The sequence below is a fragment of the Paraburkholderia sp. Ac-20340 genome (assembly GCF_017104965.1).
Classification (GTDB): Bacteria; Pseudomonadota; Gammaproteobacteria; order Burkholderiales; family Burkholderiaceae; genus Paraburkholderia.
In genome coordinates this window covers 348961-361624 of the sequence record NZ_JAAGPR010000006.1, presented here as the reverse complement: position 1 = coordinate 361624, position 12664 = coordinate 348961, and the positions used below count along the sequence as shown (strand labels likewise).

Annotated in this window: 11 protein-coding genes; 5 read left to right on the top strand and 6 right to left on the bottom strand. The window is 64.3% G+C overall.

Annotated features, from left to right (window positions below):
• Positions 1-190: 190 nt before the first annotated feature.
• Entirely contained in the window at positions 191-1408 is a 1218-nt protein-coding gene (locus G3N59_RS10845) for a helix-turn-helix domain-containing protein (RefSeq protein ID WP_241023339.1), read from the top strand.
• A 93-nt stretch (positions 1409-1501) separates the two neighbouring features.
• On the opposite strand, the gene cyoD is transcribed toward G3N59_RS10845, so the two are convergent.
• Genes cyoD through cyoA form a run of 4 tightly spaced genes read right to left on the bottom strand, consistent with a single transcriptional unit; the run spans position 1502 to position 5504 of the window.
• Positions 1502-1888 carry a cytochrome o ubiquinol oxidase subunit IV gene (gene cyoD / locus G3N59_RS10840; RefSeq protein WP_346777871.1) on the bottom strand — a complete coding sequence of 129 codons (387 nt, stop codon included), beginning with the start codon at positions 1886-1888 and terminating at the stop codon, positions 1502-1504.
• On the bottom strand, positions 1885-2487 hold the full coding sequence (cyoC, locus tag G3N59_RS10835; protein ID WP_205982579.1) for a cytochrome o ubiquinol oxidase subunit III: 603 nt from the start codon (positions 2485-2487) through the stop codon (positions 1885-1887). Before cyoC ends, cyoD begins: the two co-directional genes overlap by 4 nt.
• 3 nt (positions 2488-2490) lie before the next feature.
• Positions 2491-4482 (bottom strand): cytochrome o ubiquinol oxidase subunit I, encoded by a 1992-nt coding sequence (cyoB, locus tag G3N59_RS10830; RefSeq protein ID WP_205982578.1) that lies wholly within the window; start codon positions 4480-4482, stop codon positions 2491-2493.
• Between the two features lie 8 nt (positions 4483-4490).
• On the bottom strand, positions 4491-5504 hold the full coding sequence (gene cyoA, locus G3N59_RS10825) for a ubiquinol oxidase subunit II (RefSeq protein WP_205982577.1): 1014 nt from the start codon (positions 5502-5504) through the stop codon (positions 4491-4493).
• Positions 5505-5740: 236 nt separating this feature from the next.
• On the opposite strand from cyoA, the gene G3N59_RS10820 reads away from it, so the two are divergent.
• The 3 genes from G3N59_RS10820 (at position 5741) to G3N59_RS10810 (ending at position 9003) form a co-directional block, all read left to right on the top strand.
• The gene (locus G3N59_RS10820; protein WP_241023369.1) at positions 5741-7084 is read left to right on the top strand and encodes a PLP-dependent aminotransferase family protein; all 1344 of its coding nucleotides are present in this window, start codon (positions 5741-5743) and stop codon (positions 7082-7084) included.
• Between the two features lie 164 nt (positions 7085-7248).
• Positions 7249-8145 (top strand): fructose bisphosphate aldolase, encoded by an 897-nt coding sequence (locus G3N59_RS10815; protein WP_205982575.1) that lies wholly within the window; start codon positions 7249-7251, stop codon positions 8143-8145.
• A 132-nt stretch (positions 8146-8277) separates the two neighbouring features.
• On the top strand, positions 8278-9003 hold the full coding sequence (locus tag G3N59_RS10810) for a transglycosylase SLT domain-containing protein (RefSeq protein ID WP_205982574.1): 726 nt from the start codon (positions 8278-8280) through the stop codon (positions 9001-9003).
• Between the two features lie 116 nt (positions 9004-9119).
• Here the strand turns inward: G3N59_RS10810 and G3N59_RS10805 are convergent, their stop codons facing one another.
• Positions 9120-10118, bottom strand: a complete 999-nt coding sequence (locus G3N59_RS10805; protein WP_205982569.1) for a ProQ/FINO family protein — start codon at positions 10116-10118, stop codon at positions 9120-9122.
• A gap of 330 nt (positions 10119-10448) precedes the next feature.
• Between G3N59_RS10805 and G3N59_RS10800 the strand changes: the two genes are divergently transcribed.
• The gene (locus G3N59_RS10800; protein ID WP_205982567.1) at positions 10449-11234 is read left to right on the top strand and encodes an SDR family oxidoreductase; all 786 of its coding nucleotides are present in this window, start codon (positions 10449-10451) and stop codon (positions 11232-11234) included.
• Between the two features lie 148 nt (positions 11235-11382).
• Here G3N59_RS10800 and opgC read toward each other — a convergent pair whose 3' ends face one another.
• Positions 11383-12471, bottom strand: a complete 1089-nt coding sequence (opgC, locus tag G3N59_RS10795) for an OpgC domain-containing protein (RefSeq protein WP_205982566.1) — start codon at positions 12469-12471, stop codon at positions 11383-11385.
• Positions 12472-12664 lie beyond the last annotated feature (193 nt).

Here is a 12664-nt window from a genome sequence, read left to right as displayed (position 1 = left end):
GTGCGCGCCGGCTGCGGTATCCTCGCTCTAGCCGACGCGGCGCTTCGCCATCGCCCCGCACGGGCGGCACGGTGCCCTTTCAAAGGCGCCCTGCCGCCCGTCCTTGTCTGGCCTTTTGCCACCGTCGCGAACCGCTGTGAAGCCCCTCGCCCTTTACCCATCGCATGAGATCGCCTGATCGGGAGCCTGCATGAAGAGCAAATCCGCATCCCGGTTCACCTCGGATCGCGCGGCGGACAGCGCCCTTGCGCAACTGCATGCGGTGCGCGAGCGCTTCGGCGGCGGCGAACAACTGCCGGCCGCACTCATGCCGGGCCTGCTGCCCGATCCGGTCGCGCGTTCGTGGGCGCGCTCGCGCGATGCGGGCGTGCGTCCCTGGCAGGCACCCGAATACGAACTGCTCAAAAGCACCCGCAGCGCGCGCGAATCGCACGAAGACCGGCGGCTTTACAGCTGTGTCGTCGATGAAATCGAGCAGCTTTGGGACGCTTTCGGCGGCGACGACTGGACCATCTTCTGCGTGAATCCGCAAGGCACGGTGATCCACGCGCGCCACAGCCCCGCCTGCGACGACGACCTGATCCTGCCGATCATCGCCGGGCGCCGCATTCTCGAATCGCACATCGGCACCACCGCGCCTAGCTGTGTGCTGCACGAAGGCGTCGAAGTGACGATCGGAAACGGCCAGCATTATCTCGACGAATTCGAGCGCGTGTCGTGTCTCGCAGTGCCGCTTTTCGGGCTGCATGGCGAAGTGATCGGCGCGCTCGATCTGACCGGCACGGGACAGCGCGATCTTTCGCAGGTCAAGGAGCAATTCCGGCTGGCGGCGCTGGCCGCCGAGCAGCGCCTCTTCGCGACCTTGCGCGGATGCCATCTGCTGCGCGTGCAGCACGATCCTCGCTGGCTCGCCACGCCGCTCGCGGGCGTGCTGGCCGTGGAAGAAGACGGCACGCTGCGCGCCGCGAGCCGCATGGCGCGGCGCATGTTCGCGCTGGAGCACGGCGCGCCCTTGCCTGCGCTCGCGTTGCGCGATCTGTTCGCCGATACGCCCGCCGCGCAATTGAGCCGCGTGCTGCGGCCGCAGCGCAACCCGCTGCGTTTCGCTCGCGCCGATGGCAGCCGTGTGTGGGTGCAATACGCGCGTGCGCCGCTCAATCGCAGCACGGCGCGGCGGATGGCAATGCCGCTCGCGACGGACGGCGATCTGGCGCCGGTCGCGCCGGTGAGTGCGGCACAGAACGGCTCGACGCTGGAAGAACAGACCTTGATCGCCGTGCAGAACGCCATGCACGAGCACGGCGGCAACGTGGCGGCGGTCGCGCGGCAACTGCGCGTGTCGCGCACGACGGTTTATGCGCGTCTGAAGCAGCTGCGCGAAACGGGGATGTTGGGTGAGGCGGAGTGAAGGCGCCGCGCACATAAACAGGAAAACCCCGCGCAGCCCAGTCCCAAAGAACCAGACCCACGCGGGGTTCGCACAGCATCACCACAACAACGATTAATCGTGCGCCATGGCGCGCTCGACGCTGATCTGCGACGGCATCATATTGACGTTCGCGTTATGCATGACCCACAGCGACAAGCCGACGATCACCGCAATCAGAAACGCCGTGCAAATGAAGATGCCGGTATTCGCACGCTGACTGCGCGCCGCGCCGATATGCAGGAAATACACCAGCTGCACAACCAGTTGCGCCACGCACAGCACGACGATCGCCGTGAGCCCCTGCGCGGGCGGAATCACATGAAACATGACCACGCCGAACGAAGCGAGCGTCAGCACGAGCGAAAGCACCGTGCCGATCATGTAACCCTTGAGGTTGCCATGCGACCCGCCGTGCTGGTCATCGTGACCGGCAGAATGAGAGACGTGGGAATGACTCACAGCATGCCTCGCAGATAAACAAAGGTGAAAACGCAGATCCACACGAGATCCAGAAAGTGCCAGAAGAGGCTCAGGCACGCGAGGCGCCGGCGCACCGTGCCTGTGAGGCCGAACTTCCAGGTCTGATGCATCATGATCGCGATCCACAGCAGACCCGCGCTCACGTGCAGACCGTGCGTGCCGACCAGCGTGAAATACGCCGAGAGATACGCGCTCGTATGCGGGCCCGCGCCATCGGCAATGAGTTTGGCGAACTCGTTGATTTCCATGCCGACGAAGCCCGCGCCAAACGCGAACGTCACCGCAAGCCAGCCAATCACCTGCGCGCGGCGCTGCGCGTGCAGGCTCAGCATCGCCATGCCGAAGGTGACGCTGCTGGCGAGCAGCAGCAGCGTTTCGCCGAGCACGTATGAAAGCTCGAATAGTTGCTTCGCACCGGGACCGCCTGCCGTCGCGTTCGCGAGCACGCCGAAGGTGGCGAAGAGCGTCGCGAAGATGAGGCAGTCGCTCATCAGGTAGATCCAGAACCCCAGCGTGGTTTTGGTGCTGTCGTCGTGGCCATGGTCATGGCCGTGATGTGTCGTTGCAGCGTGAGCCATGACTTACGCGACCTCCTTGAATTCCAGTTCGCCAAGCTGCTGGAAGCGCGCGTTTTCGATACGCTCGACTTCCGCCGCCGGAACCCAGTAATCGACATCCTGGTTGTAGCTGCGCGCGATAAACGTGCCGATCATGCCGATCAGACCCAGCGCCGCGAACGGCCACATATGCCACACCGCCGCGAAGCCGAACACGAAGCTAAACATTGCGATGATGAAACCCGCGCCCGTGTTGCGCGGCATATGGATGTCCTCATAGTGCTGAGCCTGCACATAGGCGCTGCCCGCTTCCTTGTTGTCCCAGTGCTGTTCCATTGAGGTGATCTTCGGCAGCACGGCGAAGTTGTAGAACGGCGCGGGCGAAGCCGTCGACCATTCGAGGCTGCGGCCGTCCCACGGATCGCCGGTGATATCGCGGTTCAGATCGCGGTCGCGCACGCTCACGTAGAGCTGCACGATCAGCGCCAGAATGCCGAGGCCGACGAACACCGCGCCCACCAGCGCCACCACCAGCCACATATGCCAGCCCGGCTCCGAATAGTGGTTCATACGGCGCGTCATGCCTTCGAAGCCCAGGATATAGAGCGGCGTGAACGCAAGCCAGTAACCGATCAGCCAGCACCAGAACGACACCTTGCCCCAGAACTCGTTGAGCGTGAAACCAAACACCTTCGGGAACCAGAAACTCACGCCCGCAAGACAGCCGAACACCACGCCGCCGATGATCACGTTATGAAAGTGCGCCACGAGGAACAGCGAGTTATGCAGCACGAAATCGGCGCCCGGTACGGCCAGCAGCACGCCGGTCATCCCGCCCACGGCGAACGTCACCATGAAGCCGATGGTCCACAGCGTCGCGCTGTGATAGCGGATGCGGCCGCGATACATCGTGAACAGCCAGTTGAACAGCTTCACGCCGGTCGGGATCGAGATGATCGTCGTCATGATGCCGAAGAAGGCGTTGACGTTCGCGCCCGAGCCCATCGTGAAGAAGTGATGCAGCCAGACGAAGAACGACAGAATGCCGATCGAGGACGTCGCGTACACCATCGACTTGTAGCCGAACAGCGGCTTGCCCGAAAACGTGGCGATGATTTCCGAGAACGCGCCGAACGCCGGCAGGATCAGGATGTACACCTCGGGGTGGCCCCAGACCCAGATCAGGTTGATGTACATCATCGCGTTGCCGCCTAGCTCGTTCGTGAAGAAATGCATGTCGAGATAGCGGTCCATCGTGAGCAGCGCGAGCGTGCCGGTCAGCACCGGGAACACCGCGACGATCAGGATGTTGGTGATCAGCGCCGTCCACACGAACACCGGCATCATCATCAGTTTCATGCCCGGCGCACGCATGCGCAGGATCGTCACGATGAAGTTGATGCCCGAAAGCGTCGTGCCAAGCCCCGATATCTGGAGCGACCATATGTAGTAATCCATACCAACGGTCGGGCTGTAGCCCAGTTCCGAAAGCGGCGGATACGCCACCCAGCCCGTCGCCGCGAAGTCGCCGACGAACATCGACACCATCACCAGAATCGCGCCCACCACCGAAAGCCAGTACGACAGCGAATTGACGAACGGATAGGCGACGTCGCGCGCGCCGATCTGCAGCGGCACCACCACGTTCATCAAGCCGAGGATGAGCGGCGTGGCCACGAAAAAGATCATGATGACGCCGTGCGCCGTGAAGATCTGGTCGTAGTGATGCGGCGGCAGATAGCCGGCCGCGTCGTTATAGGCGATGGCCTGTTGCGCACGCATCATGATCGCATCGGCGAAACCGCGCAGCAGCATCACGATCGCGAGAATGATGTACATGACGCCAATGCGCTTGTGATCGACCGAGGTCAGCCATTCGCGCCACAGATAGCCCCACTTGCCCGCAAGCGTGATCGCCACGAGCAGCGCCAGGCCGCCGAGCGCCACGACGGCGCCGGTGCCCATGATGATGGGCTCGTGCCAGGGAACGGCATCGAGCGTGAGTTTTCCGAACATGATGTGATTTACTCCGCTGCCAGAACGGCGGGCGCATGCGCCACGCTGCTATCGAATGTGAGCGCCGGAACGTTCGTACCGGTGCCGCAGATCGGGTTGCCGTGCACGTCGCGCATGTATTTGTCGACGACGCCTTCGAAAAGGCCCGGCGCGACGTTCGAGTACAACGCGACCGGCGCTTTTTCTCCCGGCACCGCGAGCTGCTCGTACGCGCCGCGGCTGAGCATCGCGGGCGAGGCCTTGGCGCGCGCGATCCAGGCGTCGAAATCGGCGCGGCTGGTGGCGAGCGTGTCGAAGTGCATGTCCGAGAAACCCGGGCCGCTGAACGCCGCCGAGCGGCCCGCGTACGTGCCGGGCTGGTTCGCGATCAGATGCAGCTTCGTTTCCATGCCCGACATCGCGTAGACCTGGCTGCCCAGTTGCGGGATGAAGAACGAGTTCATCAGCGATTCGGCGGTCAGGCGGAACGACACCGGCGTATCGACGGGAATCGCCAGCTGGTTCACCGAGGCGACGCCGTAATCGGGATAGATGAACAGCCACTTCCAGTTGAGCGCCACGACATCGACGCGGATCGGCTTGACCTGCGATTCGATCGGCTTGTACGGATCGAGCGAGTGCGTCGTGCGCCAGATCAGCGCGCCGAGCGTGATGACGATGATGCAGGGAATCGTCCAGACGACGATTTCGATCGCGGTCGAGTGCGACCACTTCGGCGCGTAGGTGGCGCCCGTATTGGACGCGCGATAGCGCCACGCGAACCAGAGCGTGAGCGCGATCACCGGAATCACCACGAGCAGCATCAGCCCGAGCGCGATGAGGATGAGGTTTTTTTCCTGCATGCCGATGTCGCCTTTCGGGTCCATCAACACGGAACTGCAACCGCCGAGCAGCGCGAGTGCGCCGGCCGATGCGATGCTGGCGGCGCCGCGCAAGGCGGAAAGTCGGGATGAGCGTGGTGGTTGGGAAAGCGGCGGGCCGGCTTCGACGGCCGGTCCTCTTCGGATGGAGTGGGTGCGCATGTCGGGTTCCATGGTTGACGATCGCGCAAACCCATCCATACGTGCCCACATCGACTTCGCAGACAGCGCCGTCAGGACGCCGGGCAAAGAACCCTACATAGCCTATATGTATGGATTTACGCGCTTCGTGTCCGCATGCTAGAGTAAGACATGACACATACATCTGCGACAGAATGACGCGAAAAGACCGCATCGATCCGGACAAGAAAGGCGCAGCCTCGGCGTGGGCCACGGCAATGCAGGACGGCGACGGGCCGCGCTATCTGCGTCTGGTCGACTTTATCGAGCGCGCCGTGGCCGACGGCACGCTCTCGCCCGGCGAGCGCGCCCCGGCGCAACGCACGCTGGCCGATCTGCTCGACGTGGATCTGACCACCATCACGCGCGGCTTCAACGAAGCGCGGCGGCGCGGGCTGATCGAGGCGCGCGGGCCGCTCGGCACCTTCATTGCCGCGCCGCGCGCGGAACTGGCGCAGCGTGTCGATCTGAGCATGAACATTCCGCCGCCGCCGCAAGGTCTGGACGCCGACGCGCTGCTGCGCGAAGGGCTCTCGCGCCTTTTGCTGCGCAGCGACGCCGATCTGTTGATGACGTACCACATCGGCGGCGGTGCGGCGGCCGATTGCGCGGCGGGCGCGAAGTGGCTCGAGCCGGTGCTGGGCACGCTCGATCCGGCGCGTATCGTGGTCTGTCCGGGCGCCCAGGCGGCGCTGGCCGCGCTGATCCTCGCCTTCACCGCGCCCGCCGATGTGGTGCTGAGCGAGCCGCTGGTCTATCCGGGTCTGCCGCACGCCGTCGCGCAACTGGGCCGCCGCCTCGAAACCGTGGCGACGGACGCCGAAGGCATGCTGCCCGATGCGCTCGACGCCGCCTGCCGCCTGCACGGCGCGCGCATGCTCTACCTGAACCCGACGCTGCAGAATCCCACCGCCACCACGCTTTCCGAAGCGCGCCGCCGCGATTTGCTGCGCGTGGCGCAGCGCCATGGCGTGCGTATCGTCGAAGACGATCCGTACTGGCGTTTCGCGCCTGATGCCCCGCCGCCGCTCGCGCGCCTCGCGCCCGCGCAGGTCTGCTATGTCTCGACGCTGTCGAAGACGCTCTCGCCCGGTTTGCGCACGGCCTTCCTGACGCTGCCCGACGCCGATACGCGCATGCGCGTGCTGGCCGCGCTGCGCTCGTTTTCGCTGATGGCCGCGCCGCTGACCAACGCGCTGGCGATGCAGTGGATCGAAGACGGCGTCGCCGACGATATTTTCCAGGGCGTGCGCGCGGAAGCGCAGGAGCGCCAGCGCATGGCGGCGCAGCTGCTGGGGACGGCAGCGGGCGCGAACGCCGGGATTCACCTCTGGTACACCTTGCCGGCTTACTGGCAGGCGCGCGAACTGGCGGCGGCGGCCAGCACCGAAGGCCTGGCTGTGGCACCCTCGACGGCTTTCGAATGCGGCCATGGCGGCGCCAATGCCATCCGCATCTCGCTGGGCGCGACGGCAGAGCGTGCGCGACTTCAGGCCGCTTTACGTCGACTATCGACATTGCTGGCGAGCGACCGCAGCGCCCACGCGCAGGTGATCGTCTAAGGCGTGCACGCTACCCTGGCATCGCGCTTGCTTCCGTTTCCCCTCTGACCTGCCGCGCGCGTGGCCGACACATTGGCGCAGACGCTGTCACGCAGCGCCGGTACACTCGTCGAATCGATTTTCTGCATTGCGCCACCGGCGCGTATTTTTCGGGAGGATGGAAGATGGCCAACGACAAGATGCTGCAGCAGATGCGCGAGAAGCCCGGTTTCATCGCCGCGCTCGACCAGAGCGGCGGCTCCACGCCAGGCGCGCTGCGCCAGTACGGTATCCCGGAAAGCGACTATAGCGGCGACGCCGATATGTTCCGCCTGATGCACGAAATGCGCGTGCGCATCATCAGCGCGCCGGCTTTCACGGGCGAAAAGGTAATCGGCGCGATCCTGTTCGAGCAGACCATGGACGGCCAGGCGCACGGCAAGCCGGTGCCCGCGTTTCTCTGGGAAGACCGCGGCGTGGTGCCGTTCCTCAAGGTCGACAAAGGCCTGGAAAGCGAAGCCGACGGCGTGCGTCTCATGAAGCCGAATCCGGGGCTGGACGCGCTGCTCGATCGTGCGCAAAAGGCCGGGATCTTCGGCACCAAGATGCGTTCGGTGGTCGAGCGTGCATCGGCATCGGGCATCGCCGCGATCGCGCAACAGCAATTCGAAGTGGGCGAGCAGATCAGCGCCAAAGGCCTCGTGCCGATCCTCGAACCCGAAGTGTCGATCAAGGCCCCCGACAAGGCCGAAGCCGAAGCGCTGCTGCGCGACGCCCTGCTCAAGGGACTCGACGCCCTGCCCGCTTCGCGCAACGTCATGATCAAGCTGACGATTCCCGACACGCCCGACTTCTACAAGCCGCTGATCGATCACCCGCGCGTCGTGCGCGTCGTCGCGCTGTCGGGCGGCTATTCGCGTACCGATGCGTGCGCGCGCCTCGCGCACAACCACGGCATGATCGCGAGCTTCTCGCGCGCGCTGATCAACGACCTCACGAAGCAGATGAGCGACGCCGATTTCGACGCCACGCTGGCGGCGAGCATCGACGAAATCTACCGCGCATCGGTCCAGAAAAGCTGAGCGGTTTTGCGCGCGATCAGGCCGTCGTGCGCCCAGAAGACGAGGCAAGGATAGCTGGGGTCGAATCCCGGCTGTCCTTTTGCATGGCCGGTTATACTGTGCGCCATCCATAGCTCACCACGCGCACTGCCCATGAGGCGCCTACTTTGCCTGCTGGTTTTGCTGCCCGGCCTCGTGCAACACGCAGCAGCGCAGCAGGCTCCCACGCAAGGGGACGACAAAAAGCTCCCCACCTATCTGTCCCAGAAATTCGGTCTGGCGAAGGAAAAAGCCGTGCAGATTTCGCAGGCGGTCACCACGGCTGCGGCGAAATATTCGCTGCCGCCGGCTGTGCTGCTCGCGATTATCTCGGTGGAATCGCGTTTTCACGAGAAGGCGCATGGCGGCAATAACGCCACCGGGCTGATGCAGGTCGTGCCGTCGGCGCACCGCAATCTGCTGCGCAATGTGAAAGATCTCACCGACCCCGACGTCAATATCGATGTGGGCTCATCGATTCTCTACGGCTACAAGCGCGCGGCCGGCGGCGATCTCGATGCGGCGATGAAGAACTACGGCGGCTCGAAGGCATATGCGGAAAAGATCCGCATGCGCGCCGCGGAATTCAGCCATGTGCTGGATAGCGCGAGCGGCGCGCCCGCCGACGGTGCAGCAGAGGATGGCGCCGCGACAAATTTCAACGGCGCATTTTCGGCCGATATCGCGGCTGGCAATGCGGTTGGCAATGCGGCTAGTGGCGTGCCCGCCACTTCGGCGGCGCAGGCGGCTTCGGGCGCTGCCGTCGCGCAGCCCGCAGCGGAAGCCTCTGGCGCCGACGCTTCCGGCAAACGCAGCTATTCGCGCTCGCGCGAGCGTTGAACATCGCTCGCCGCTCACACTTTTAAACCGGACGTAAAACGCAAACAGCCCGGCGAGTTGAACTCGCTGGGCGTGTTTTGTCGTGCGATGCAAGGCGCCTGGGGCGCCTCGAGCGCTTAGGCGTCGGCTGCGGGCGCAGCGTCTTCGCTGCCCTTGGCTTCTGCTTCGGCGGCATTGCCGGTCTCGGCAGCCGGTGCGGCAGGCTCGGCCGGAGCCGGTGCTGCGGCTTCGATTGCCTCGGCGGCGGCTTCCGCTTGCGCTTGCGCGGGTGCTGCGGCCTCAGCCGGAGCGGCGGCAGCCGGTTGACCCGGCTTTGCGGCTTCCTGCGCCTTGGCTTGCGCTTCGGCCTTGGCCTTCTGGCGCGCGAGCGCGGCATTGGCACGGCCGACGTGCGACGGATCGATGCCCGGGCCTTCCGACGCGGTGCCATCCAGCTCGTAACGCGCGCCGCCTGCGGCAACACGCTCGTGATAGCGCGGATGATTCACGTGACGCTTGAGCACGGCGACGATCAGCGTGCGCTCGTAGTCCGGGTGACGCGTGACCAGATCTTCTGCCACGCCGATCTTCAGCGGCAGACGATCGCGGAACGCCGGATACAGCTTCGCAAAAACGTTCCAGACCGTGTTGAGCTGGCGGTTGCGCTCGATGCGCGCCTTTTCCGCTTCGCTCAGATTGGCCAGTTGCGGTTGCGGGCGCGGCTGACGCTGGCGGTGATTGCCACCATTGCCACCATTGCCACCATTGCCACCATTGTTGCGCTCGCCGTCACGCGGGCCGCGCGACGGACGCGGGCCACGGGCTTCCTGCGGCTTGCCGCCTTCAGCGGCCGGCTTGCCTTGTCCCTGACCCTTGGCCTGCTGCGGACGGCCGCGGCCGCGCGCCTCGTCGGCGCCTGCCGGACGAGGACCTTTCGGGCCCTTGTGGCCGGGCGCGCCTTGCGCGCGACGCTGGCCCTGTGCGCCTTTCGGTGCGCCCTTGGGCGCATGCTTGCCTTGCGGCGACTGCGCCTGTTCTTCGGGCGGCTGACCCGTGCCCAGCCCCATGCTCTTCTTGAGTTCGAGCAGCCCATCTTTGAGGCTCAGGGGTCGGCGTTGTTGCGATGCGGCTTTCACGTCCAGCTCTCTTCCTTATTGGATCGGACGCTATGATACAGAATCGCGAGCCGCATTTCTGTCTCGTCGCGCGATGCGCCAGATTTGGCGCTGCTTTTGAGGCCCGTACCGGCGCGAATTACGTGAATTTTGATACACCTCAAAAGGCCGGATTACGCCGATTTAAAGCGCGTGCGTTGCAAAAAGCCGGCCCTTTCGCATCGTGATCGGCCCGATTTGGCCCTACGATTCCACGATTTTATTTCGGCGTTCATGCCCGGATCATCGGCGCATGTGTCGCGTCAACGCCGCGTTCTCGCCCACGATTTTTTCGATTTCTCCCAGTAAATCATGACTCAAACCGTTATTTCCCCTGCGCCGGTGCGCGCCATCGTGACTGGTCATTCGCGCGGACTGGGCGCCGCGCTGGCCGAATTGCTGCTCGAGCGCCAGATCGATGTGCTGGGCGTGGGCCGCAGCGCGCATCCGACGCTCGCGCAGCGCGAGCACCCTGCAAACTCCGCGAACGCTGCAACAACAGCGAAATTTGTAGAAGCATCCCTCGACCTCGCCGATCCCGCCGCCGTCGAAAAATGGCTGGCCAGCGGTGCGCTGCAGGATTTCGCGCAAGGCGCGCAGTGCGTGCTGCTGTTCAACAACGCCGGGACCGTCGATCCGATCGCGCCGCTGGGCGCCCAGGACGCGAGCGCCATCGCCCGAGCCGTCACGCTCAATGTCGCGGCTCCGCTGATGCTCGCCAATGCGCTCGCCACCGTGCAGGCCGGCGAGCGCCGCATCGTCCATCTGTCGAGCGGCGCGGCGCGCAACGCGTATTCGGGCTGGAGCGTCTACTGCGCCACCAAGGCGGCGCTCGATCACCACGCGCGCGCGGTCGCGCTCGATGCACCGGACGGTGTGCGCATCGGCAGTGTGGCGCCGGGCGTGGTGGACACCGGCATGCAGGCGACGATCCGCGCGACCAGCGTCGATCATTTCCCGCTGCGCGGCCGTTTCGAAGAACTCAAGCAAACGGGCAAATTGACCTCGCCCGAAGATTGCGCGCGCCAGTTGATCGACTATGCATTGAGCGACGCATTCGGCACGTCGCCGACTGCAGATGTGCGCGAGTTGGCGTAATCGTCGCTCAACAAAGCTCCCGCAAAATCTCACCTTGAGTATGGGAGCTTTGTTTTGGCGTGGGAAATCTATGCCCGCTCTTGCGCTAACAAGCGGCGATGAAACGCTACATCGATCCCGCAAACACTCACCTTCGCATCGCATCGTTTCACGTCGCCGCAACCGGAAGCCGCACGGCTTTCCATTTGCGCGCGCCGCCGGCGAGCATCAGTAACGCTGCGATCGCCAACGCATCGCCTGCGAGACGCGCGGGCAGAAACGTATTCACATGCGTCGCGCGCAATAGCGTATCGATCACATTCGATGCCAGCGCGCCGCCCACGAAACACACCAGCCCCTGCTGCCCCACCGTGACGACGCCCGGCAAACGCCGTGCGAGCGCGCTTATCCAGCCCAGCCGCGTCGCCTGCGCCGCAAGCCACGCCACTGCAGCAAAACTGACGATGCGCAGGCTCGCGAGATTCTGTTTCATATATCCTGGCTGCGGATCGATTTCGATGAAAAGACGCACGAACGCAAAGGTGCCGACCAGCACGCAGGCAAGCACCGTCAGCGCGCGTCCGGAACGCGAAGTATGGAATGCATTCGACAGCGGATAAAGGCGGCACAGCAGGCCGAGCATGAACATCGCCTGCCACGCGAACGGATTGAACGGCCAGATCGAACCGGGCACGGTAGGCAGATAGCCGCCAAGCCAGCTACTCGCGAACCAGAGCGCGAAGCTGCCGGACAAGGCGATTTCAGGCGCGCGCCGCGCGAGCGGCATCACCCAGGGCAGCGCGAGCACGAGCAGCACATAGAGCGGCAAGACACCGGCCAGATAGGGCTGATCGCGAAAGGCGGCGATATTGCCGAGCATCGCAAGCGGATGCGCCATGAAGCGCGCGAGCCCCGTTTCGCCGATCAACGGCGAATCCACATGCAAGGCCACAGCCGCCGCACCAGAAAGCAGCATCAATACCGCCGCGCACAGATAGGCAGCGTAGATTTCGCGGCTGCGGCGAAAAAAGCGCCAGTTTGCAGCATCGATGCCCTTGCGTGCAGCAATCGCAAGCCAGCTCGCCGCCGACACATAACCGCTCACGAACACGAAAACTTCCGCCGAATCGCAATACGCGAAAGTGTGCAGCATGCCGTGCGAAAGCACGCTGGAAGGAATATGGTCGAGTGCAATGGCGATCAGGGCGAAGCCGCGAAAGAAGTCGATTGCGGTCGATCGCTGCGCTGTGTGGCTCATCAATGAAGGCTCCCGCTCGGTTCGGTTCGTACGGTGGAGAGACGAAAAATGACCGGATAGCGATGACTCGAACGCTTCGCGCGTCCCGCACACGCGAAGCGATTCGTAAGGATTGCTGATCTAAAAACAAAAAACGGAATAACGCCGGAATACATTTGAAAGCCGCTGCGTAATTCGACTGAACGCGACGCGG